We start from the raw sequence: 23,980 nt of genomic DNA, 5'->3' as shown, positions 1-23,980 counted from the left end.
AATGTATTCAATATTAAATTCACTGCTCAATATACCTATAACGTTTACCCTTTCGAAATCTCTGATTGTTATTATCTCGCTGCCGTGTGGGGACATTGCTAAGGAAGACAAATAAATGGCTATTATGAAACGACTCTCTATCCGGCTTCAGATTCTTTCGATCTGCGGAATAACTTTGCTTGGTTTTCTAGCCGTCGGCTCTGTTTACCTGATAGGAAACTCTATTCAGAAAACGGAACAAGACAACCAAAACTATACATTAAAATTATTTGAGTTAGAAGAAGAGCTCCGTTTCGAACTACTAAATGCGCGACGTAGAGAAAAAGACTTTCTTATTCGATTAGACGAAAAGTATGTTGGGCAACACGCAGAGGTTGTTTCGACTCAAAAAACTCTCGTAAGAAGTTTGCAGGAAATCGTAACAACAGAAGATGCACGTAAGAATATTGATGGATTGGCAAACCTTATCACCAATTACGAAGCACAATTTGCACAAGTTGTTCAAGACAGATTAAAAATTGGCCTCGACGAAAATTCAGGTTTACGAAGCGAGTTACGCGGCGCTGTACAAAAAGCAGAAGATAAACTCAAAGAGTTTAACGCTGATAATTTAACCGTTTTAATGCTTATGATGCGCCGACATGAAAAAGACTTTCTGTTACGCCTTGATGAAAAGTATGTACAAAGGCTGGATGATCGCATTCTCGAATTCAATGAAGCATTGAAAAACGCCGATTTTCCAAATGCTTCGAAAACAGAAATATCTGCTCTCGTTGAACAGTATAAAAAAGCTTTCCATAACCTGACAGACGTCAGCTTGGCTCTTGTGCCGAAAGAAAAAGCCCTCAGTGAAATTTATTCCCAAGGTCAACCTTCTCTGGATGCCCTTCACGCAGAGGTAAATGTTCTTTTTAAAGAATCAGCTATTACTGCCAAAGAAACAACGACCTTTGTCCAAAACACTATGGCAATAGTTATCGTTGTTACAACACTGATCGTAGTCAGTTTCGGCCTTTGGATAAGTGGATTATTATCAAAACCTATTCAGGCTCTCACAGGGGTAATGAAAGACCTATCTGAAGGCAATATGGACGTTACAATCCCCGGTGGCTCTTATCAAAATGAAATTGGCGACATGTCACAATCAGTTGCCTACTTTAGAGATCGCTTGGTTGAAAATGAGAAATTAACAACCCAGCAACAGGCTGAACAGTCCAGACAAATTGAACAAGCGAATAATTTACGCGAACTCATCAGCTCGTTTGAAGGTGAAATTTCGATTGTTTTAGATGAAGTTAACAGCGCTGTCCAAAACATGACGGAAAGCTCTCCGATAATGCGGGATGCTGCTGTACAGGTGAAAGAGCAGTGCACAAATTCAGCAAATTCAGCTTCACGGGCTACTGAAAATGTACAAACTGTGGCAACCGCTTCAGAAGAGCTTTCAGCTTCTATAAAGGAAATTGGTCGCCAGGTTGAACAATCAACATCAGTAACACAAGAAGCCGTACAGCAAGCAGACAATACCCGTACAATTATGGATGAGCTTTCAAGTTCCACTGCAAAAATTGGTGAAGTTGTCGGGCTTATCACTGATATCGCTGAGCAAACTAATCTTCTTGCTCTTAACGCCACAATTGAGGCCGCTCGAGCCGGCGAAGCAGGCAAAGGCTTTGCTGTCGTCGCCAGTGAGGTTAAACATCTCGCCAGCCAAACATCCCAGGCAACTGATGAAATCACACTTCAAATCACGGGTGTTCAGGATGCTTCTGCTCAGGCAGCAAATGCAATTGGCAGTATCACCACCACAATCCAAAAGGTACACGAAATCGCCTCTGCTATTGCCGCTGCAGTTCAAGAACAGGCTGCTGCAACATCAGAAATCGCCCGATCTGTTGAGGAAACAGCTAATATTGCCCAAACCATGCGGCAAGACCTTTCAAAAACCAGTGATACGGCCTTTGAGACAGAAAAAGCAGCAGGAGATGTCTTAACCACTGCTGATAATCTTTCCTCGCAATCAACAAACCTTAGTAGTTCCATAAAATCATTCTTGGATAAAATAAGAACTGCATAGCTTTAAGAGAAAGTTGAACAATGCCGCAAGATTGGATTATTTTAGGTCCAGTCCTGCGGCATTACCATTTTTACGCCCAAGGATCACACTTACGACCTGGCCCATTGTCTGCTGCCGTATCGAAATAAAATAGTGTTTATCATCCAGTGCATAAACTACGAAGCAATTTTCAGGTTGTGGAATTTGCATTTTATATTCAAAACAAATTAAATCAGTTTTTAGCTGCCAATTGCCCTGGATCAATTGCTTAAAATCGTAATAAGCAACCCGCCCATCACCAGAGATGAATTCAACCCACTTACGATCATTTTTAGGCTCTTTTTCCTCGTTAGAGGACTGTTCCACATAACGGCCATACAATGTATTACCGGAAACAACGCCTACGATATCATTTCCTCTTAATTGTTGTGCTCCACCAGATATAAGATCTTGATCTGTATAATATTCTCGCTCCCCTAACTGGGTAGTAACACACCCCGACAAAACCCAGCCAAAAGCTATAATAAAGAGACATTTATTCATAGACTTAACTCCTTTGTCCCATATCTTTAAATTTCCACTACCTAAAGACCTGCTTCCTAAAATTTTACGCATATAATAAGCCATTTATTAAAAATGAAGAATTTCCTTATTTAAATCGGCATATTACATTTCAGAAAACTGATCACGTTCAGAGAACCATTCTTTCGTATAATCAATGAATTTTCTGAGTTTTAATGGCAACTTCTTTTGATAAGGATAAACAATAAAAATTGGATATTGTTCAACCAGATAATCAGGAAGTAAATGAGTGAGTCTTCCTTTCTTTATCTCTTCCTCGGCAAGATATGAAGGAAGTTTTGCTACGCCAGCGCCCTTTAAAAGTGCATTCTTGATCATAGGGAAGTGATGAACTGACAAGGTTCCTTCGATGGGAATAGCAAAATTTTCCCTATCCTTGCGAAATCGCCAAATCACAGTTTCAAGGTTACGCGTGTTTAACAAGCAATCGTGTACAACGAGATCACTTGGCTGAATGATCGTTTTCTTCCCCAAGAGATACTCTGGCGAAGCACATATATATTCTTTCCAATTACCAACCTTGATAGCAACAAGGTCATCGTCCAATTGAGATGTCGCCCTTAAAGCTACATCTATTTTTTCGAACTGAAGGTCTTTGATTCTATTATCTAGTTCCAACTCAAAACGAATTTCAGGAAAGAGCCTGGAAAACCCTAAAGTAATATCACCAAGAAACACTTCCCCAAATGAAATGGGCGCAGATAAGCGTAAGGTCCCCGTAACTGTACCCTTTAAAGTTTCAAGGGCCTTCTCAGCTTCTTGAGAAGTTTGTAAAATATCCAGACAATACTCTAAATAAACTTTACCAGCTTCTGTCAGGTCTAGCCTCCGTGTAGTGCGAAATAAAAGCTGTGTCGAAAAACGTTGCTCCAAACGGGACACCATCTGGCTAACATGCGCTTTTGAACACCCAAGTCTATGTGCAGCCTTGGTAAAGCTTGCCTCTTGTACAACGGATGCAAAAACCGCCATTGCTTCTAGATGGTTATAATTATCACTCATATAAAAACAATCTGTTCATAAATTACAATCTTATCATTTTAAATAAAAACAATATCTTTACCAGAGCAATTAACAAAACACCTGTAACTAACATAAAGGGACAAAACATCGTGAAAATTATATTGGTGGGTTCTAGCGGTATTATTGGACAAGCCGTGGATAAGGAATTGAGGCAACGTCATGAAGTCATAACCGCATCTCGAACCTCAGGTGACATTAGGATTGATATTACAGATAACCATTCTATTCGGGATGGGTTTTCCTCTGTTGGTTCCTTTGATGCATTAGTATCCGCAACAGGGTCTGTCCACTTTGGTGATTTTAATGAAATGACTGAGGATGAATATCAGATAGGGATCAAAAACAAACTTATGGGACAAATCAACCTTGTTTTAATAGGTCGCGAATTTATTAATCCCAACGGCTCTTTTACCCTAACAACCGGTATCCTTAACAGAGATCCCATACGCTTAAGTAGTTCTGCTGCAATGGTAAATGGTGCTATCGATGGATTTGTTAAAGCTACAGCCCTAGAAATGCCTAACAATGTTCGCATCAACTCGGTTAGCCCAACAGTCATCACAGAAGCAATGGACAAATACGCGCCTTATTTTAGAGGGTATAAACCAGTCCCTGCTGCTGAAGCAGCACTGGCATACAGTAAATCGGTTGAAGGCTTACAAACAGGTCAAGTCTATGAAGTAGATTGATTGAAATTAGGAAGAGCACAAGATGCCTGTTCTTAGTAAGAGGCACCTTGTCTTCTCCTAGATAAACAAAACTTCAATTATGTAATTTTTCAGAACAGTGATTGCTAATTAAATAATCTAATTCTTTCATAGTCATCGTGTTAGGTTCCTGTTAAAAGGAGAACAGAAAGCTATGTCTATTATTATCGCTATGTGCACCTACGCACTAACCATGTCAATCTCGCCAGGACCAGTTAATATCATCACGATGACCTCGGGTCTCAACCATGGTATTTACCGTACCGTCCCCTTTGTCGCAGGCGCAACGATTGGCTTTACAAGTCTTCTCTTCTGCATTGGACTAGGTGCTTCAGAATTAATCGTGCTTTTTCCGACGTTCATGCTGGCTATTGGCTATATCGGCGCAACTTTTATGTTGTACATGGCCTATAAAATCGCTTTTTCCAAAGGCACTATTGCTCTAAGTGAAGAAAACAAACCAGGATTTTACCAAGGATTTCTCCTTAACATTCTTAACCCGAAGGCTTGGATAGCTTCTATTTCTGGTGTCGCAGCTTTTACGACAACAGGAGACCTTTCAAGTCTATTCTTATTTTGTGCGTTGTATTTCTTTATTTGCTTTATCGGTGTCGGATCATGGGCTGTTGTTGGGCAACAAGCTAAAATCCTTGTGCAAACAGAAAGCCGCCTTCGTATTTTTAACATGCTTATGGGCGCAGGCCTGGCAACAGTAGCAATATATCTATTACTTACTTAGTTTTGTAGCAACCAACATTATTAGAGCTTAACATATTTAACCGCTTCTACTGTACAGTTCCTGAGTACTCATTATATTGAGCATTCATTTTTCAATATAATGAGTACAGCAATATACCATACGCAGCCGTTCTCTCTCGTCGTATTCGGAGCCATTATCCTTGGGGGAATCATTCAATATCCATAAACTATGCTGGCTTGATCTAACATTCTCAGGGCTAACTTTTGTTATAGAGCTTGAGTTGGCCGCTTTTTCCATTGATATCAAGGCTCTAAAAGGTGCCAAATTAGCTTTGGGAGCTGTGCTACTTTAAACATTTACAGCGCTTATGACCTGCTCCCCAATGTGTACTCATTTATAAGTTAGTTATGTTTTATAAATAGAAAAGAGCTATCATAGCTTCTGGTTAAACCAAAGACAGTTCGGAAAAGAAGCAAGGGTTGTTTTTTTCTAAGCCCATATAGATATAATACCATTGTACTCTCGTTGGAGGTGCCCCCCCCTTTTAGAGTATATTGTCTGACGGATACCTCTCAACTCTATAAGAAAGATGACATGGTAAGCGAACTATTAGTTGATAATAGTGTTCGTCGAACTCGCCCAAAAAAGTTGGATATTCGATTTATCACGGGAAACTCCCCTAATATAATTTACCTAAAAAAGGGTCTTTGAAAATATATGTTTGATATCTTAATTAAGGTTTCCCCCTTTTTTGGTCTTGTTGCGCTTGGTTATCTGGTTAAACATAAAGAGATTATATCTGCAACCGGGCAGCTATATCTCACCCGCTTTATCATGTATGTGTCACTTCCTGCTGTTTTGCTGGAAAAGCTTGCGACGACAGCGTTTGAAATGCTGTTAGATGTCACATTTCTTGGGGCATATAGTTTATCCTTACTCGCTCTCTTGATGTTGAGTGGGACCATCGGTTTTCTTGCCTTTGAGCGCAAGGCATCACATGGCATTATGATTGGCCTCAGTAGTGCTTATGCAAATATTGGTTTTCTTGGCATTCCTGTCTTGGCGCTGAGTATTGGTGAGTGGACATCCATTCCACTTGCTCTCATGTTGACAATTGATTTGGTGATATTGTTGCCGCTTGCTTCTTTTTTATTGCAACTCACGACAATGCAAAATGTGGATAATGCTCATACGCCCCTGAAGACCCTTAAACGATCGCTCCTCAACCCCTTAATCGTCTCTATTGTCGTTGGTCTTTGTCTCTCTGCCTTGAGGATTAAAGTGGAGGAACCGATAACGGAGGGCTTAAAGTTTATTGGTAGTGCAGCAGGGCCTTGTGCCATGTTTATTGTTGGGACATCGTTGGTTGGGCGCAAAATAAGCGCGAAACCTTACGAGGCTGGTCTCATATCGCTTTTCAAGCTTTGTATCGCCCCTTTTATTGTCTTCGTGGTGATGACAAGCTTTAACGTTTCCCCCACTTGGGTGATGGCGGCAACTTTAGGCGCCGCCATGCCATGCGCCGCGGTTTTAGGAATGGTCGCAGAAGAATATAAGGTCATGCCTTTCCAAGCCTCCACAGCGGTTGTGCTGACAACATTATGTGCAGCGGGAACTTTGCCACTTTTAATTCGTTATTTTTCAGGTTGAAGTTTTATAGAAAGCCCAGACGACAGGTAAGCTTCCAGTGTGGTACGCCGGAAGCTTACATTATCACTACTGTCTTCTCGTCATATAAAACTACAAGACAAAGAGGATGGCTACCGCTCGTGTTCCAATCATATAGGCTCAGAACCTACGTTCTGACTGATGAGGCCTCAGCTCAAAAACCATATCATCGATCCAGATGCGTCTCCGTTACCACATGCGTTTGAACTTTGTCCACCAACTCGTGATCGCTGATCTGGTTGGTGATACATCCGATGCGCTCTACATTGGACACGTTCAATAACAGCGTCACATCAACTTCTCCTGTCAATGACCAGAATTTTCGCAACTCCGGCAAATGCCCCAACTCTGCCACCAGCTTTTTACAATAAGCCCCTTTCAAATTAAGGATCATAATTACCTTGATCCCTGCCTCCTCATCACCCCGCTTCATGTCAATGGTATAGCGTTTGATGACTTGATCTTTTTCCATACGCGCAATGCGCTGGCGCACTGCCGTGGGCGACAGAGCGATCTGCCGCGCCAGTTCACTGATAGGCAGGCGGGCATCACGCTCCAATAAAGTTAGGATTTTTTGGTCACGCTCATCAAGTTTTTTCATAATTATATGTAAATTCAACTTTCCACATGGTGGATCTGACTGGAATGCATCGTCTTTGGCCAAAGCATCATATTGCCACTGAGGTCAAAATTTCAGACCATTATCAACAACATGTTTACTCCATTTCACCACCATAAGGAACCCAATTATGACTAACAGTAATAACACTGCACTCATCCTAATTGATTGCCAGGAGGGCTTTCATGAATGGGATTATTGGGGTGGGAACAGGAACAATCCGGATGTGGAGCAAAATTTAAAATCCCTGCTGGAATTCTGGCGTGAACACAACCGACCCATCGCCCACGTCATTCACCACAGCCTTAATCCGGAAAGCCCGCTGCGCAGAGAAAAACCTACCGGCAAAATCATGGTACCGCTCACACCTAGAAAAGGTGAGCCCGTGATCTTCAAACGAGCAAATTCGGCTTTCGCTGGAACTGACCTTGATGGCTATTTGCGTCGTCTAAATACCAACAGGTTGGTCATCGCTGGACTTACCACCAACCATTGCGTTGGTACCTCGGTGAGAATGGCTGAAAATATGGGCTACACAGTTAAGATGGTAGGAGACGCTTGTGCCACTTTCGATCGCTTAGGCCCCACCGGGAAAACATACAAAGCCCAACAAATCCACGAAATGGCTCTTGCAGACCTGCACGGAGAATTTTGCCAGGTCGTGGATGTCGCAGAAGTAGTAGGGTAGATATGAATTCAGGCGGTCACTATTTATGTGTAACGAACTACATTTATCGGGTTTTTGAAACCACATTACCTGCGAATGAAAGTAGCCGTCCGATCCCCCACACCTGCCAACTATACTGAACTGAACTGAACTCAGCTCTGTTCAGTATAGTTCCAAGGTAGCAGCTGTTGATACGGCTGATCTTATGATCGGCAATCCGTACTAACACATCTGTTAACCAGGCTTGAGGATCAATTTTGTAAGTTTAGCCGTTTCAATGAGGGGATAGGTAATAGCGGCTGACTTGCCACCTCGGTCAGCCCCCATGAACAGGTAGTTTTTTCGGCAAGGGCAATAGCCCGCATGGATCGCTCGACTGTATTATTGTCCAATTCCAGAAAACCGTGATCCAGATAGGGCTTCATACGTGTGATGGCATAGCGGATTGCCCCAGCCAAAGGTGTCTTGCTCGATATTCTAGGTTAGCTGTGTGTACAGCCATGTTTCTAACGCCTTAAGCCGTTGTCTACCGAACGGCTTCTTGATCCGGTGTGGTTTGCCGTGTACTTCTGCTTTTCAAAAACTTCCAACACCTGTCATTGCAATTTTGTCATTTATATATCCTGTAGTCGCAATCCTTGTTGATTATATTTTCTATTCACAGGATTTAAATAATTTACAGTTAATGGGCGTTTTTCTAATTCTCTTCAGCGCTGCAGCAGTAAATCTCGAATGGAAAATCGTTCCAACAAGAACAAGTATTTTATAGGGTTTTATCAAGCTCAAGATAGCATTCAGGCAAAGAATACAAGGACCTGACAACAAAGTCGTTACAAAATTAAGCCTGACACCTCAATGTAAATCAGCCCTACTCGCACTTAAGGTATTTACCCCCTTAACAACACAGCTAACTGCCATACTTCAAGATCAGTTTGTCGCCATTAAATTCGAAACTTTTAAACTGACTTAAAAAAGACATCCCAAGCAATGAAGTCGACATTTCTCTTTGATTTATAGACACCCTGACATCTCTGAATTCCTGTTCTCCAATGACAAGACTATAAAGGTTCGCCTTTGCCCCTCGTCCCGTTCCGTTAGCTGTTTCAAAGATTTGAGTAAAGTTAAGGTTATGGGCATCATATCCAAGTTTTTCTGCGTCACTGGGGCTTAAAACAATTGAGCTAGCTCCTGTATCAACAAGGAACTTGATACGTTCATTATTAGCAAAGCCTTCAATGTAAAAATGTCCATCATTCGCCTTGGAGAAGATGGTATCACCATTTACCGTTGTTCGTGCTTGAGAAGGCATCAAGGCGCTTGTTACCCGCAGCCCAAGACCTTCAAATTCATCCTTAAAACTGTAACCTAACAATAATACGATAAAAATTATGATCCAAAGACTAATATCTCGGAGACTTTTAGACAAACCTGAAAGACTAAGCCGTCTCATACCAACCAAAGATGACATAATAAGTAAAAGTATCGCCAGTGATCGAACAAGATCAATTTGATTATCTTCATCAGAGAGTACATCAGGAAAACGATCTGCGAGTAGGAAAATGCCTAAAGCTGTTAAAACTAAAACTCCTATCAAGAGCGCAAAAGAAGACAGACCTCTCGTTCTGGAAGAATTTTTATCCTTATCACCAAAAGGTTTTTGCCGATCATTAGACATCAAATATCAAAGCCTTTGAGAGTCACACTGTCGTACATGTAAGAGTATCACAAAAAATATAAAGTGAAATCAGGCTCTCTTTAACAGCAAACATGAACACCCTTGGTTCGATTGAGACAAACCATAAAGATTTGAGCAATTAATATCTCAGCTGTCCGACATCATCAATTTTACGCCTAGAGCACCCATTAAACCACCCGCAACACGGTCGATCCAGTTCTTGGCCCGAAGGTAGACATCTCTGGTCATTGGGATCGAGAGTGCACAAGCCACAATTAAATACCACCCAGTTTCAACAGCAAAAATAGCTGGAAGTAAAAGAATGGGAAACCATACGGATGTTTCTGAAGGTAAAAAAACGGCAAAAACACCACTATATATAATTGCGGCTTTTGGGTTACTGATTTGAGTTATCAAAGCATAATAAAACGCTCTAAAAAGTGTCTGTCCTGTATGGGTGTTATTATTTTTTGATTGAGCAACAAGATCATTTTTAGCGCCACACCATATCTTGATACCAAGATATAATAGATAAAGCCCTCCCAAAACCTTAAATCCAGCATAGAGCCAAGCCACTTGTGTAAAAACAACATGCAAGCCAAGAAGAGCTAAACTTGCAAAGATCAGAGCACCGATCCCCATCCCAAAAGCAGATGAAATCCCATGAGTCCGAGAATTGGAGAGAGCGGTTTGGGCAACAACAATAAAGCTCGGTCCTGGAGTCATTGCGCCTATGAGAAGAACTCCCAGAATACTAATAATAGCAATCACTTCATTCATTTATCGCCGACCTCAAATTATTGATTTTAAAGACTGTAAGTTTTGTCCTATAGCTCGAACGCTGCTTCATAATAAAGCAAATAATTTTGATAACGACTATCACCCAAAAACATAGCAAGTATAAGAGTAATCTGACCCGTCCTGAAATACAAAAAGGGGCCGCATTCGCGCAGCCCCTTAATTCCCAGCTAGCCTTCTCTCGCTATTTAAATCGCAAGGTACTCTTGGCGTAACTCTTCATTATCAAGTACTTCTTGCGCTGTACCATCAAAGACAATCTGCCCCATGTCGAGAATAATTGCACGATCCGCAAGATGTAGAGCTGCAATAGCATTCTGCTCCACGATAATTGTCGTAATACCATGGGTTTTAATTTCCACGAGAATTCGTTCAATTTCATGAACGATAACCGGTGCAAGCCCTTCGTATGGCTCGTCCAACAATAAGAGCTTTACATCGCGCGCGAGAGCCCTGGCAACAGCGAGCATTTGTTGCTCGCCACCAGACATTGTAATTCCCTCTTGATTACGACGCTCAGCCAACCGAGGAAAGTGTTCATACAACCGTTCAATCGACCAGCCAACTGGTTCGGCAATTTGAGCCAGTTGAAGATTTTCTTCGACAGTAAGACCAGGAATAATACGACGATCTTCTTGCACCAAAGCTACACCATTTTGTGCAGCCTCAAAATCCTTCATTTTATGAAGAGGCTTATGATCAAGCCAAATTTCACCATGTGTAAGTTGAGGATCAGACGCTCTGGCAATAGCACGAAGAGTAGATGTTTTACCCGCACCATTACGCCCAAGGAGCGCCAAAATTTCTCCTTCACGAACATCAAAGCTTACACCTTGAACAATATAACTTTCGCCATAATAAGCATGAAGATCATATGCCGAGAAATATGCCGGGGATGTACCCTCACTTTTAATTGGTTTCGTTCTGCTCATAGGTGTGCCCCCCCAAGATAAGCTTCCTGAACACGAGGATCTCCTTTGATACCTTCTGGTGTGCCTTCAGCAATAACAGTCCCCTGAGCCATTACACTCACTTTATCTGCAAGAGAAAAAACCACATGCATGTCGTGTTCAATAATCACCTTCGTGATCCCGCGCCCACCAATGCTTTTAAGTAATTCAATTGTATTATTGGTATCGGCACGAGACATTCCAGCCGTCGGTTCATCCAAAAGCAACAGCTTTGGCTTTTGAACCAAGCACATTGCTAACTCCAAACGACGTTTATCGCCACGAGACAAGCTACCTGCAATCACATCCCGCTTTTCAATAAGCCCAATATCTTCAAGCATATGTTCTGCTTTGTCTCTGACTTCTTTATCATTATCCACTCGTTTCCAAGCGCTGAATGAGAAAGCTCCATCACGCGCAGCAAAGGTTGGGATAATCACGTTATCAATCAAACTAAGATCTGCAAAAATTTCCGGTGTTTGGAATACGCGCGAGACACCAGCTTGATTAATTTCATGTGGTTTAATCCCCAAAAGAGATTGCCCATTAAAATTAACTTCTCCAGAATCAGGCACTAACAATCCAACCAGACAGTTCAAGAATGTCGATTTTCCGGCACCATTCGGACCGATGATCGCGTGAACAGATCCTTCTTCAACATCTAACTCGACTTTGTTTAACGCTTTTAGGCCACCAAAATTTTTGTTCACATCGCGAACTTCAAGAATACCCATTATCTTATCTCTCTATTCACCAGGTTGAACTTCGGTTGCGGTAACTTGATCTATCTTTTTCTTACTTATGATTTTTTGATAAATACGAGTCACCCCTTCCATGATACCGCCGGGTAAAAAGACAACAACGATCACAAAAAGTGCTCCAAGTGTAAGATGCCAGCCATCCCCAACAAATAATCCTGCTACAGCAACAACACCATCTTCCATAAAGTCTGGAAGAAAACTGAAGATTTCATGCAAAGCATTATCATTAAATGTAGAAAAAATATTTTCGAAATATTTGATAACCCCGGCACCTAAAACAGGACCGATAAGAGTACCAACGCCACCAAGGATAGTCATAAGCACAACTTCACCAGAAGCTGTCCATTGCATACGTTCTGCCCCTGCAAGCGGATCCGTGACCGCAAGAAGAGATCCGGCAAGTCCGGCGAACATTCCCGAGATAATAAAGGCAGTCAAAGTATACGGTCGCATATTGAGACCAGTATAACTCATTCTGTTTGAGTTCGATTTAACAGCTTTAAGCATCATTCCAAATGGCGATCTAAAAATACGCATTGAGATGTAAAAACTGATGATCAGCATTACAGCACAAAAATAGAACCCAGGATAACCGCTCATCTCAATACCAAAGAGATTTGTCGCAGGAATGCTTCCTTCAGCAACACTAACACCAAACAGACTATCAATGACCCGAGGATCTTGTTGGCTAAGTTGCAGACCGGTTTCACCATTGGTGATCGGCGTTAAAACAGAATAAGCCATGTTATATGACATTTGAGCAAATGCGAGTGTCAGAATTGAAAAATAAATACCAGACCTTCGCAGGCTAATATATCCAATCAAAACAGCAAACAAACCGGAAGTAACCACAGCAAATAGAACTGCCGGGATCACACTCATGCCCAAAAGTTTAAAAGACCAAACTGCGGTGTAAGAACCAACCCCAAGAAACGCAGCATGACCAAAGGATAAATAACCAGTTAAACCAAACAAAATATTAAAACCAATTGCGAAAATACCATAAATCGCAAATCGCTGTAACAAGTCCGGATAACCAGCACCAATCGGAGATAACCAGATTGGCATTGTGAGTACTGCTACGGCAAAGCCAGCCATTAACAGTAAATCTTTACGAGGCGTAATTTTAATCATTTCATTAAGTCTCCATCACGCCTTTTCGGCCCATCAAACCACGAGGTCGAACAAGTAGGATAACAACGGCAACAAGGAAAATAATGATCTGGTCGATACCAGGGATAATTTCTTTAACTTCATTCATGGATGCAAATGATTGAAGAATACCAAGAAGGAAACCCGCTAAGACAGCACCGCTAAGAGATCCCATTCCTCCGACAACCACCACAACAAATGATAGGACAAGAAAATCCATCCCCATCTGATAATCAGGAGGAACAATAGGCGTGTACATTACACCAGCCAATCCGGAAACTACCGCCGCCAAAGCAAAGACGATCGTAAATCGCCGCTCAATATTGATCCCCATAAGACCGACCGTGTCTCTGTCTGCCATGCCTGCTCTTACAACCATTCCAAAAGTAGTAAACTGTAGGAAACAGAAAACGGCTGCGATCAAAGTGGCGGCAAAAGCGAGATAAACCAAACGCCACCAAGGATAAATAACAGCGTCACCCAATCCCAAAAGTGCGCCAATATCAGCAGAACCCTGTAAAATTTCAGGAGGAGGCATTGGAACCGGGTTTGCCCCAAAGAACGCCTTTACGATTTCTTGTAATACAATCGCCATACCAAAGGTAACAAGTATCTGTTCAGCATGTGAGCGTTTGTAAAAGAAGCGAATTAGCCCTCTTTCTAACGCCAACCCAATAAGAAGCATAACCGGAATGGCGAGTAAAATTGAAATTGGTACAGAATAATCGATGATTGTTTCACCGGTTTCACCAAACCAAATCTTTAGGTAGGGTTCTTCTTTGAAAGCTTCAAAAAAAGTGATGCTCTCATCTTTGATCAACTTCGAATAGGTGAGAATTTTCTGCATGGTCACGGCACAAAATGCACCAAGCATGAACAGAGCTCCGTGAGCAAAATTCACAACCCCTAGGGTTCCAAATATCAGTGTTAGTCCCAGGGCAATAAGGGCGTACGAACCGCCCTTGTCCAGCCCGTTTAAGACTTGCAGTACAAATGCATCCATTGTTTTATTTTCGCTGCTGTTTTTGATGTCTCAAGGCGGTGTCGTCACGGCGGATGAGATCATTATCTCTTGTCAAATCGCAAGAGTACACTTCAAAAATATTGCTGGTCGCGATCTAAAGCGACCAGCAATTAACGCTAGAGTACGATTTAGACTTCGTACGGACCTAATTCACCACCAAAGATCGATGCATCATACTCGACTTGAGCACGAGGAACTTCTTGAACAATTTCAAGAAGATCGAACTGAGTTGATGGATTTTGATTACCACGCACAACCAGAACGTCTTTAAAGCACTGGTGATCTTCCGCACGGTATTCAGTTGGGCCGTTACCCATACCGTCAAACTTGAAGCCTTCAAGAGTTTTAATAACTTCTGGCGGATAAAAAGTTCCTGCCATTTCACAAGCATTTGCATAAAGCAGCGTCTGAACATAACAAGTATGTGCAGCCTGCGATGGCGGGAAGCCGTACTCTTGACCAAAGGCTTTAACAAAAGCTTGAGAACCTTCATCAGTAAGTGCCCAGTTCCAGTTTGTAGAGCCAAGAATACCTTTGATGTTGTCGCCAGCACCCTGTGCCATCAAACGTGAGAACAATGGAACAATAATTTCAAAGTTCTTACCATTGACCTGTTTGTCTCTCAAACCAAACTGAACGGCTTGAGTAAGCGAGTTGATCATATCTTTACCGTAATGGTTCAAGATAAGAACATCTGCACCTGAATTAAGGACCGGTGTAATAAAGGAAGAGAAATCACCAGCACCTACTGGCGTACGAACAGCATTTACTGTTTCCCAACCCAATGCTTCAGTCGTGTCTTTCATGGACTCTTCTTGTGTCCATCCCCATGTATAATCAGCTGTTAAATGGTAAGCACGACGCTGAGTACCGTATTCTTCTTTAAGAACAGGTCCTAAAGCACGACCGGACATATAAGCATTGAACATATGGCGGAAGCCATAACGACGTTTATCTTTACCAGTAGTATCGTTAGAGTGGGTCAAGCCCGTCATAAAGATAATGCCCATTTCCTGAGCAAGTGACTGACAGGCAATAGCCACGCCAGATGAAGAGCCACCAGAGAACATGGTGACGCCTTCTTTTTCGATCATACGTTTAGCCGATGCACGTGCAGCGTCAGATTTCGTTTGAGTATCGCCCGTTACAAACTCAACTTTTTTACCAAGAATGCCGTTTCCTTTTAAGGAACTCGGTTTCATGGTGTTGAGCATTCCGCCGTCACCTTCACCATTAAGGTGTTTTACAGCAAGTTGGAAAGCACGTAGCTCATCCGCGCCCTCATCAGCATAAGCACCTGTTTGTGGTACATTGAAACCAAGTTTAATAAAAGAATTGCTACTCGGATCATTACGGAAATCAGCGGCATATGCGCCTTTTACAAAAGAATATGGTGATCCACCACTAAACATCGCAGCGCCTGCGCTAGCCGCGGCTGCGCCAGTAAGTAGTTTACGACGTGATAATTTAAATTTGTTCGTAGGTTTATCGGTCATGACGGTAATCGTCTCCCAAGAAGATTCTCATGCTGTTTAAATTTGTGCGTGATAGCACATGCAGGCGTATTATTTTTATTGTTGCCTTTGTGCCTCAAATATCCTTCCCTTTGCTTATACAGGCAACAAAGGTTTCAGAGACGCGAAATAATCTGTAAATTTATTAACTAGAAATTTTATCAAAAAGATAACTAGTTAATATCAACCTATAATATTGATTTTAATAACAATAAATAACAATTTTCTACAAAGCTTTGACAAAATAACAGAACAGTATTGAATTCTTGAGTACAGATACCTTTTAAGAAACCATCTCAGAAAAAAAAGCCCATGAGGAGAAAGGATCAACTCATGGACTTAATTCATGCCAAAACTCTGAAAGTATAAAAGGTTATTAGGTAACAGCTCTTAGACGACCAAGAAATTCGTGAACCTGCGTCTCAAGAAGCTTTGCCTCTTGGGCAAGACCTGAAGCGGAATCCTGTACATCCTTCGCTGCTGAACCTGTTGTATTCGCAGCTTCTCTAACCTGAGTTATATTTGATGTTACTTCATCGGTACCGTTTGCAGCTTGTTGTACCGACTTGGTAATCTCCGCCGTCGCTGCACCTTGCTCCTCCACTGCAGAAGCAATCGCGGTTGCGACTTCGTGGATAGAGTTGATTGTTTCTGAAATACTGTGAATTGCACCAACAGCATCACGGGTTTCAGTTTGAATAGACGATATTTGACCAGAAATCTCTTCCGTCGCTTTCGCGGTCTGATTGGCCAAAGACTTAACTTCGGAAGCCACAACGGCAAACCCTTTACCAGCTTCTCCAGCTCTCGCTGCTTCAATTGTCGCGTTCAGAGCAAGTAAATTGGTTTGCTCGGCGATGTCGTTAATAAGTTTAACAACTTCGCCAATCTTATCTGCAGCTGCCGCGAGACCCTCGACCTTTTCATTAGTACGCGATGTTTCATCAACAGCATTACTTGCAATATCAGCTGAACGTTGAACTTGTGAGCTGATTTCATTGATCGATGCGGATAGCTCTTCAGTAGCTGCCGCGACCGATTGTACACTCATTGATGCTTCTTGAGCCGCCCCGGTCACAACATCAGCCTTATCAGATGATTGTGAGGCTGCTCCCGCCATACTTTCAGCTGACGCTCGCATATTTTCAGCTGAACCGGATACCGAAGAAATAATTTGTCCAACAGATGTCTCGAAATCATTAGCCATCTGCATCCGGGATTCCTGTCGCTCATCCGAAGCCCTTCTTTCAGACTCTACCTTTTCAGCTTCCATCAAGTTCACACGCTCAGCATTCCCCTTAAACTGCTCTAGTGCACGGTTGATATCACCAATTTCATCTCCGCGATCTTGTCCTGTCACTTCAACTTTATAGTTACCATCCATCAGAGCATGAATAACAGTCATGCTTCCTTGTAGAGGGTTTCGGATCATAATTCGCGACATCAACAATAGAGCGGAAACCAGAACAACCAAAAGAATACCACCACCAATAACGGTATACTGCTGCATGATAACAGCCTGCTCTGTCATTTTCCCGATAGGTACGTTGATAACTACAGACCAGGGGTCTTTGGAATCTCTAACATTCACTGGAATAAACAAGCGATATACATCACCATCAACACCTTCAAGTGTCTGTCCTTCTTTTATTAAAGGAATAGCGGTTTTGAACAGCTCATTCTCTTGATCTAGTGGTTTTCCTAAAAGTTCAGGTTCTGTATGTGCAACCCACTGGCCATTATTGGAAACCAAATTAACCGTACCTGTTTCAAAGACCGTAAGCTTATTGAAAGATGCCGCCATATCATTGAGGTTCATATCGACCCCAACAACCCCAAGAAAATTACCCTTCTCATCCAAAATAGGATACACAAAGGAGGTAAGTGTTACGATATTACCTTCAATGTCATATCCAATTGGATCAACGATGGCAGGTTTTTTCGTTCTTTTTGGAAGATAGTACCAATCGGTGTCGGTCGTTGTTTGATCAGTATCATAAGCCGTAATCACCGAAGGTAAGACACCTTTACCAAAATTATAGTAGTACGTTAAATAGCGCCCACTTGGATTATCTGCATTGACAAAATCAGTGTCATTGCCATCCAAAGCATTCTTCTCATACCCTGCCCATGCCCCTGCCAAAACTGGATTTGTGAGTAGTGTCTGGCGAAGGACTTCATCGTAGGCTGACCTATTGTTAACACCTTTTGCTCTCATCCCCGCAAAAGTTTGCGTGAGAGAGTGAGCAACAGTCATACCGATATCCAATTGACGTTGAACCTCAGTAGCTTCGGCCTTTCCGATTGCCCGCGCTTGTTCCAACGTTAAATTACGAACCGTATTCTCGGTAGTCTGCGCCATAAGCACGATGCTAACAGCCAAACAAACCACGACAATTAACGCGCTGCAAAGCGTTAACTTTGCACTTAAAGACAATTTATTCAGCATATATAAATTCCATCTTCCAACAACGAAGTAAGCATCATATCTATTCTAGACCACAGGTTGATCCATCTATGACATGCCTTTATCAGAAAGAACTTTAGCCATTTGATATTAAAAAGACGTAAACTAAAAATTGAATTTATTAAACGATAGGGTCGCAAATTTGGTTTTATTGATCGCTTTAATGGTATTATTAGATGTCATTTGATTATTAGTAAAAAAATATAAATTTTATTATATTTTGTTGTTTAAATATCAGTACGATAAAATGAGATCGCATCAAACGAGATACCTTCTAACACAGGCTTTTCCATGAATAAAAATATCCCCTGCAAAAACAAAAACGGTATTGATAGATTAATCCAATTGATGGCCGATCTCCGGGACCCCAATGGAGGATGCCCATGGGACATTGAACAAACCTTTCAAACTATCGCCCCCTATACTATTGAAGAAGCTTACGAAGTGGCTGACGCCATAGAGAAAAAAGATCACAGTTCATTAAGAGACGAACTAGGAGATCTTCTTTTACAGGTTGTTTATCATGCACGCATTGCCGAAGATAATAAACTCTTTGACTTTGAAGATATAGCCCAAGCAATCACGGATAAAATGGTCAACCGCCACCCACATGTTTATGGTGATGTTTCTCACAATAACGTTCAGGAACAAGCCATGGCTTGGGAAGATCTAAAAGCTCAGGAAAGAGTAAAAAAACAAGGAAAGGCAGAAGACAGTATCCTCGATGGCATCACTCTTGGCCTTCCTGCCGCAACCCGCGCAGTAAAGTTACAAAAAAGAGCAGCAAGGGTTGGTTTTGACTGGCCTGACTTACATCCTGTCATAGAAAAAATTCACGAAGAGATCGAAGAACTTAAAGACGTCCTTTTACAAGAAAAACCAATAGATATGGACAGTGCCGAAGATGAACTAGGGGATGTGCTCTTTTCCGTGGTTAATCTTGCAAGGCATTTGGATCTTGACCCTGAACAGGCCTTGAGGCGAACCAACCAAAAATTTGAAAAGCGATTTCGCGGTATAGAAACGGCTCTAAAAGAACAAGAAATAAAAATTCAAAATGCAGACTTGGAAGTCATGGAAGAGCTTTGGAACCAACAAAAATAACTCCTTTCACGGACTAAATCAAAATTCTCCTCCTTAAATGACATCGTCTTTATGGAAGAGAGAGAATCTTTGGGAAATGAATAACGAACGCCTACATGGCATAACGAGCCAACTCAAAAGGCTACCATACCAATAGTTACAAGCCCCAAAAATGGCTTGTAACTCTATAAACCGAACAACTGTAAAGAAGGTTTAGTTTAAAAGAACAAACCACATCAAAACAGGAAGAGTCACAATTGATATCGTCGTTGATATTACAACGAGACTCGCCACCTCTTCGGGTTGACGCTCATACAGTTCCGCTAAAAGATAACAAAATACAGCAACTGGTAGGGCGCATTGGAGAATAACAACGCCTCTTGCCGTTCCTTCAAGATTAAATCCCCAGGCAATACCAACTCCAACAGCAAATCCGATAGCCAACCTGAACACTGCAAGCCAAATACTGCGGCTGATATTAACAACCTTGAGGCTAGCAAGAGAAACACCAAGCGTTATTAACATAAGAGGAATTGTCAGATCCCCGATCAGTTTTGTTGTGTTTAAAACCCACTCAGGAACGTACAAATCACCAATAAGGACAACAGAGGCGATAATGGTTGCGGGAATAATTGGCATGGTGACCAAGGATTTTGGGGAAAACTGTCCCGAAACGAAAGCAACACCAATTGTGAGTTGGATGACCACATAAACGGCAAAAAAACCGATCGCGAGAGCAAGCCCCTCCTCCCCAAAAGCCAATAGACAGAGTGGCAACCCGATATTTCCAACATTTGGCCAAGTCAAAGATTGTAGGAAAGTCCTCTGAGACAATCCAAAAATCCAAAGTGTAATCGCACCAATAACGGCAAGAACAACGTTTGCAGCAATCGCAGCTCCCCCTATTGCAACAAGGGCATCCATCGAAAGTTCGACAGTAGACAGTGTGTAAAAGACAAGTGCTGGAGTGCTGAAATAAGTAACAAGAAACGTTACCATTGGGGTGTCAAATTTACGTCCTGCCTTTGCCCAGCAAAAGCCGATAGCAATACAAATAAGGACGGGAGCAATAATTCCCAAAATTTCAGCGAGCATGATTGTATACAAAACTTATTTATTTGAAGGGACAGGCAGAATTTCAACATTCTGCCCTCCTGTCAAAGAAAAGCCGTTACAGGTCACGGCTTTTCTTTCAAACAATATGCTTACTGGATTGCTCTTAATCGAATTTTTTACGTGAATCTAAAGGCGTCTCATTTCTATTGAACATAGCATAATCACGATTCACAAACGCAACTCTCAACCGATAGTCAGTAAAAACACTATCTCGTCCCTTTGCTTGGGTCTTTCTATGCTCCTCCTGATTTCTCCAACCTTTCACGGCTTCTTCATCACGCCAAAAGGATAGAGATAAAAGTTTCCCTTTTTCTGATAAGCTTTCGAAACGTTCAATAGAGATAAATCCATCCATTTTTAAAAGATCATCTCTGAGTTGTCCTGCAAGATCCAAGTAATTGTCACGTTGTTTCTCCCCCGGCCAGACTTCAAAAATCACGGCAATCATGGCAATAACAATTTACTGTGTGGTCCAGAAGCATGCCTGAGAAAAATTCTGTCCTCCTTACGAATAAATTTCTCTTTTTGAGCAAAATCATAATTTTCTTGGCCAAGAGGATGCTCCATCAACCGTGCCCTATAAGCTTCATATTCAGCAAGATTTTCAATATTATAAAGGCCATAAGCTATTGTAGCAGACCCCTCTTGAGGCGCATAATACCCAATCAAATCTGCACCGCATTGAGGAATAACCTGTCCCCAATTTCGAGCATATTGCTCAAAATCGGCCTTTTTATAAGGGTCAATTTCGTAACGTATAAAACATGTAATCATTGTAAGCCTCTCATATTTGATAGGCTTAATGTCTTAACATTTTTAATGAGAAGAATGCTTCGCTACAGGACGAAGTATGAAATTTCAATTTGTTATTAAAACTCTGGCATTATCGATCACGGACATGCCATTATATCAATATTTTGTGAGAAAGTTCGATTAAATTTCTGAGAACAACACGGAATTGATTTCCGCCCATATCTTTTTATTAGGCGCCAATAAAAGCCCACTCTTAGTGTAAGAATCGAGTTTATAGAGTTCCTTATCTAGACAAGCGCTATACCCTCCAGATTCGTTATGTATCAAAACTCCCGGCAAATGATCCCAAGGCATTAAACGAGTGTAGAGGGAGAATTGGGTCTTGGATGTCGCCAACCTTTCATAATCAGCTCCAGCACAACGCAGAGTTTTTACCACATTCAATTTTGATCTGTTTTTTTCAATCCTGCTCACCACCTCTGAATGACCATCTTTTGAGGTATGAAGTGTTCCAATACACTCAGGGCTTTTGCATTCTGTTGGTATAGAAATTGATAACCGCTTATTATCCAAATATGCACCTTCACCAGCACGGGCCTGAAGAGTAGTTTGATCGATTGGATCATATATCCAGCCAGCAACGGTCTCTCCTTGATAAACAAGGGCCAGCATACACTTAAAAACACTGACCCCTTTGGCAAAATTATTGGTTCCATCAACCGGATCAATAATCCATGTCATATGATCTGGATTGATTGTACGCAAAAGATCAGGTTCAAGGGCAAAGCTCTCTTCCCCAATTACATAACTGCCGGGAAAGAGATCTATGATTAATTTGGACAATCTCTTTTCGGTCTCAATATCTGCAACTGTGACCGTTTCACCCCCATCCTTGAAAGAGATATCGCCTTTTTTCAAGTTTCTAAAGCGCGGGACAATTTCTAAATCAGAGACCTCTTTGAGCAATCCCTCTACTTTGTCGAGTTTGGAAAACATACGCCCTTTCAGTACCGGATCATACGATACGCACTAAATAATTATACCAGCACATCTTTTATTAAAAACAACGCCCTATATTATCAATGCAAGGTGAGTATATCTTTAATACGCGCGATGTGAGGGGCTTTCTCTTCATCCGTCAAAAAGGATCCTTCAATTGAGTTATGGCATAACTGTGCAATTTCTGACTTTGATAGATCCAACGCCTCAGCAACAGAGAGGAAATTTGCCGTCATATAACCACCAAAATAAGCAGGATCATCTGAATTAACGGTTACTTTGAGACCCGCATTCATCATTTTTTTCAAGGGGTGCTCTTTCATATCACTAACACCACAAAGCTTTAAATTTGAAAGAGGACAAACCGTCAAAGCAATACCAGAACGCGCCAATTCTTTGGTCAGGTCACTATCTTCAATGGTACGGTTACCATGATCTAAACGATCAATTTTCAACAGTTCAATTGCTTCGCGTACGTATTCTGCCGGCCCCTCTTCTCCTGCATGCGCAACAAGCTTTAATCCCATTTCGCGAGCAGCTTCGAAGACTCTTTCAAACTTGGAAGGCGGATGCCCCAGTTCACTTGAATCCAAGCCAACACCGACGATGCGCCCATCAAACCAAGGTTCAGCTTCTTTTAATGTCGCAAAGGCATCTTCTTCACTGAGATGGCGGAGGAACGACATAATAAGCTCGGAACTAACACCCAGCTCTTCTTGACCATCATCCAGCGCCCGTAATATTCCATTAGTCGCTTCAGAAAAACTTACACCACGGCTGGTGTGCCCTTGGGGATCGTAAAACACCTCGACATGAACAACTCCTTCACCAGCTACCTTTTGCAAGTAGGCCATCGTGAGGGCATAAAAGTCCTCTTCGCCTTGTAGCACGTTCATACCCTGATAATAAATATCGAGGAAATCTTGAAGGTTAGAAAAGTCATAGGCTTTACGAATTTCATCAACGTTTTTATAAGGTAACTCGATATTATTTTTTGTTGCCAACTCCATCATCAACTCAGGCTCAAGTGAGCCTTCGAGGTGTAAGTGAAGTTCTGCTTTTGGCAGCGCAGTAATAAATTTTTCGAGATCACTCATATGTCTTGTCCAAAAATCAATTGTAATACGTGACGAATTCTACCTCCTAATCGGCAGAAAGAAAATAGAGCCCGAATAGATATACTCATTCGACCTCAAACTATTTCACTTAGCAACGGCATGGCCTATTCGAAAGCGACAAAATGGAAACACAACAGTCAATATGCCAATGGGCAGAGGACACTTTTGGCCCCGTGACAAATCCACAGGGCTTAGTGGCGAGAGCTCTACAAGAAATGAAGGAGTTAGCTGAGGCTAATAACGAAGAGAACCAAGACGGAATTGGTAAAGAAACAGCGGATGTTGTGATCTTATTGTATCGTTTACTAGATCAATATCACCTCAACCTTAACGAGGAAGTTGAAAAAAAGATGAAAATCAATCGTTCTCGCCAATGGATATCAAGCGGCGATGGCACTGGAAAACACATTCCTGAGATTGGCGAGTAAACTTTGGCTTCTTGAAAAGATAATTTCAAGAATTCTGTATCCCACCTCAAGTCATCAAGATATGACAGTATAGAAGAAGGGGAGCCAAACTGGCTCCCCTTCTTTTTAACAAAACGGTGT

Annotated in this window: 26 protein-coding genes; 8 read left to right on the top strand and 18 right to left on the bottom strand. The window is 41.8% G+C overall.

Annotated features, from left to right (window positions below; all coding sequences use genetic code 11):
* Positions 1-115: 115 nt before the first annotated feature.
* Positions 116-2,077 (top strand): methyl-accepting chemotaxis protein, encoded by a 1,962-nt coding sequence (locus ACFSKO_RS17330; protein ID WP_380253959.1) that lies wholly within the window; start codon positions 116-118, stop codon positions 2,075-2,077.
* 36 nt (positions 2,078-2,113) lie between these two features.
* On the opposite strand, the gene ACFSKO_RS17325 is transcribed toward ACFSKO_RS17330, so the two are convergent.
* Positions 2,114-2,671: a hypothetical protein gene (locus tag ACFSKO_RS17325; protein WP_380253957.1), complete on the bottom strand. Its 558-nt coding sequence runs from the start codon at positions 2,669-2,671 to the stop codon at positions 2,114-2,116.
* Positions 2,672-2,722: 51 nt separating this feature from the next.
* A complete protein-coding gene (locus ACFSKO_RS17320) occupies positions 2,723-3,640 on the bottom strand; it encodes a LysR family transcriptional regulator (RefSeq protein WP_380253955.1) in 918 nt (305 codons plus the stop codon).
* 110 nt (positions 3,641-3,750) lie between these two features.
* Here ACFSKO_RS17320 and ACFSKO_RS17315 point away from each other — a divergent pair, with 110 nt between their 5' ends.
* The 3 genes from ACFSKO_RS17315 to ACFSKO_RS17305 all read left to right on the top strand — a co-directional run bounded on the left by ACFSKO_RS17315 (position 3,751) and on the right by ACFSKO_RS17305 (position 6,718).
* Positions 3,751-4,350 carry a short chain dehydrogenase gene (locus ACFSKO_RS17315; protein ID WP_380253953.1) on the top strand — a complete coding sequence of 200 codons (600 nt, stop codon included), beginning with the start codon at positions 3,751-3,753 and terminating at the stop codon, positions 4,348-4,350.
* Positions 4,351-4,522: 172 nt separating this feature from the next.
* Positions 4,523-5,107: a LysE family translocator gene (locus ACFSKO_RS17310; protein ID WP_380253951.1), complete on the top strand. Its 585-nt coding sequence runs from the start codon at positions 4,523-4,525 to the stop codon at positions 5,105-5,107.
* A 678-nt stretch (positions 5,108-5,785) separates the two neighbouring features.
* On the top strand, positions 5,786-6,718 hold the full coding sequence (locus ACFSKO_RS17305; protein WP_380253949.1) for an AEC family transporter: 933 nt from the start codon (positions 5,786-5,788) through the stop codon (positions 6,716-6,718).
* A 184-nt stretch (positions 6,719-6,902) separates the two neighbouring features.
* Here the strand turns inward: ACFSKO_RS17305 and ACFSKO_RS17300 are convergent, their stop codons facing one another.
* A complete protein-coding gene (locus ACFSKO_RS17300) occupies positions 6,903-7,400 on the bottom strand; it encodes an Lrp/AsnC family transcriptional regulator (protein WP_380253947.1) in 498 nt (165 codons plus the stop codon).
* Positions 7,401-7,485: 85 nt separating this feature from the next.
* Between ACFSKO_RS17300 and ACFSKO_RS17295 the strand changes: the two genes are divergently transcribed.
* Positions 7,486-8,043, top strand: coding sequence for a cysteine hydrolase family protein (locus ACFSKO_RS17295; protein WP_380253945.1), 558 nt, complete (start codon positions 7,486-7,488; stop codon positions 8,041-8,043).
* A 43-nt stretch (positions 8,044-8,086) separates the two neighbouring features.
* Here ACFSKO_RS17295 and ACFSKO_RS17290 read toward each other — a convergent pair whose 3' ends face one another.
* Together ACFSKO_RS17290 and ACFSKO_RS17285 are read right to left on the bottom strand one after the other, a co-directional pair.
* Complete coding sequence (locus ACFSKO_RS17290) at positions 8,087-8,251, bottom strand: hypothetical protein (protein WP_380253943.1); 165 nt, start codon at positions 8,249-8,251, stop codon at positions 8,087-8,089.
* A 22-nt stretch (positions 8,252-8,273) separates the two neighbouring features.
* Positions 8,274-8,498, bottom strand: a complete 225-nt coding sequence (locus tag ACFSKO_RS17285) for an IS66 family transposase (RefSeq protein WP_380254454.1) — start codon at positions 8,496-8,498, stop codon at positions 8,274-8,276.
* A gap of 14 nt (positions 8,499-8,512) precedes the next feature.
* On the opposite strand from ACFSKO_RS17285, the gene ACFSKO_RS17280 reads away from it, so the two are divergent.
* Entirely contained in the window at positions 8,513-8,791 is a 279-nt protein-coding gene (locus tag ACFSKO_RS17280) for an EamA family transporter (RefSeq protein WP_380253941.1), read from the top strand.
* Between the two features lie 138 nt (positions 8,792-8,929).
* Here the strand turns inward: ACFSKO_RS17280 and ACFSKO_RS17275 are convergent, their stop codons facing one another.
* The 8 genes from ACFSKO_RS17275 to ACFSKO_RS17240 all read right to left on the bottom strand — a co-directional run bounded on the left by ACFSKO_RS17275 (position 8,930) and on the right by ACFSKO_RS17240 (position 18,345).
* Positions 8,930-9,697, bottom strand: coding sequence for a retropepsin-like aspartic protease family protein (locus ACFSKO_RS17275; RefSeq protein WP_380253939.1), 768 nt, complete (start codon positions 9,695-9,697; stop codon positions 8,930-8,932).
* Between the two features lie 147 nt (positions 9,698-9,844).
* Entirely contained in the window at positions 9,845-10,477 is a 633-nt protein-coding gene (locus ACFSKO_RS17270) for a LysE family translocator (protein ID WP_380253937.1), read from the bottom strand.
* Positions 10,478-10,683: 206 nt separating this feature from the next.
* A complete protein-coding gene (locus ACFSKO_RS17265; RefSeq protein WP_380253935.1) occupies positions 10,684-11,427 on the bottom strand; it encodes an ABC transporter ATP-binding protein in 744 nt (247 codons plus the stop codon).
* On the bottom strand, positions 11,424-12,179 hold the full coding sequence (locus ACFSKO_RS17260; RefSeq protein ID WP_380253933.1) for an ABC transporter ATP-binding protein: 756 nt from the start codon (positions 12,177-12,179) through the stop codon (positions 11,424-11,426). Before ACFSKO_RS17260 ends, ACFSKO_RS17265 begins: the two co-directional genes overlap by 4 nt.
* Before the next feature lie 12 nt (positions 12,180-12,191).
* Positions 12,192-13,340, bottom strand: coding sequence for a branched-chain amino acid ABC transporter permease (locus ACFSKO_RS17255; protein ID WP_380253931.1), 1,149 nt, complete (start codon positions 13,338-13,340; stop codon positions 12,192-12,194).
* A gap of 4 nt (positions 13,341-13,344) precedes the next feature.
* The gene (locus tag ACFSKO_RS17250) at positions 13,345-14,361 is read right to left on the bottom strand and encodes a branched-chain amino acid ABC transporter permease (protein ID WP_380253929.1); all 1,017 of its coding nucleotides are present in this window, start codon (positions 14,359-14,361) and stop codon (positions 13,345-13,347) included.
* 149 nt (positions 14,362-14,510) lie between these two features.
* The gene (locus tag ACFSKO_RS17245; RefSeq protein ID WP_380253927.1) at positions 14,511-15,878 is read right to left on the bottom strand and encodes a substrate-binding protein; all 1,368 of its coding nucleotides are present in this window, start codon (positions 15,876-15,878) and stop codon (positions 14,511-14,513) included.
* A gap of 394 nt (positions 15,879-16,272) precedes the next feature.
* Positions 16,273-18,345 (bottom strand): methyl-accepting chemotaxis protein, encoded by a 2,073-nt coding sequence (locus ACFSKO_RS17240; RefSeq protein WP_380253925.1) that lies wholly within the window; start codon positions 18,343-18,345, stop codon positions 16,273-16,275.
* A 309-nt stretch (positions 18,346-18,654) separates the two neighbouring features.
* Between ACFSKO_RS17240 and mazG the strand changes: the two genes are divergently transcribed.
* The gene (gene mazG, locus ACFSKO_RS17235) at positions 18,655-19,467 is read left to right on the top strand and encodes a nucleoside triphosphate pyrophosphohydrolase (protein WP_380253923.1); all 813 of its coding nucleotides are present in this window, start codon (positions 18,655-18,657) and stop codon (positions 19,465-19,467) included.
* Between the two features lie 192 nt (positions 19,468-19,659).
* Here mazG and ACFSKO_RS17230 read toward each other — a convergent pair whose 3' ends face one another.
* The 5 genes from ACFSKO_RS17230 to ACFSKO_RS17210 form a co-directional block, all read right to left on the bottom strand.
* Positions 19,660-20,541: an AEC family transporter gene (locus ACFSKO_RS17230; RefSeq protein ID WP_380253921.1), complete on the bottom strand. Its 882-nt coding sequence runs from the start codon at positions 20,539-20,541 to the stop codon at positions 19,660-19,662.
* Positions 20,542-20,665: 124 nt separating this feature from the next.
* Positions 20,666-21,010: an antibiotic biosynthesis monooxygenase family protein gene (locus tag ACFSKO_RS17225; RefSeq protein ID WP_380253919.1), complete on the bottom strand. Its 345-nt coding sequence runs from the start codon at positions 21,008-21,010 to the stop codon at positions 20,666-20,668.
* A complete protein-coding gene (locus ACFSKO_RS17220) occupies positions 21,007-21,336 on the bottom strand; it encodes an NIPSNAP family protein (protein ID WP_380253917.1) in 330 nt (109 codons plus the stop codon). The genes ACFSKO_RS17225 and ACFSKO_RS17220 overlap by 4 nt, the downstream gene beginning before the upstream one ends.
* Positions 21,337-21,495: 159 nt before the next feature.
* Positions 21,496-22,311 (bottom strand): inositol monophosphatase family protein, encoded by an 816-nt coding sequence (locus tag ACFSKO_RS17215; RefSeq protein ID WP_380253915.1) that lies wholly within the window; start codon positions 22,309-22,311, stop codon positions 21,496-21,498.
* 83 nt (positions 22,312-22,394) lie between these two features.
* Positions 22,395-23,411, bottom strand: a complete 1,017-nt coding sequence (locus ACFSKO_RS17210; protein WP_380253913.1) for an adenosine deaminase — start codon at positions 23,409-23,411, stop codon at positions 22,395-22,397.
* A gap of 143 nt (positions 23,412-23,554) precedes the next feature.
* Here ACFSKO_RS17210 and ACFSKO_RS17205 point away from each other — a divergent pair, with 143 nt between their 5' ends.
* Positions 23,555-23,860 carry a nucleotide pyrophosphohydrolase gene (locus ACFSKO_RS17205; protein ID WP_380253911.1) on the top strand — a complete coding sequence of 102 codons (306 nt, stop codon included), beginning with the start codon at positions 23,555-23,557 and terminating at the stop codon, positions 23,858-23,860.
* Positions 23,861-23,980: the final 120 nt, after the last annotated feature.

It is taken from the genome of Kiloniella antarctica, assembly GCF_042682825.1.
Taxonomy (GTDB): domain Bacteria; phylum Pseudomonadota; class Alphaproteobacteria; order Kiloniellales; family Kiloniellaceae; genus Kiloniella; species Kiloniella antarctica.
The sequence above is the reverse complement of the archived record's forward strand: the minus strand, read 5'-3'. Positions and strand labels throughout refer to the sequence as shown.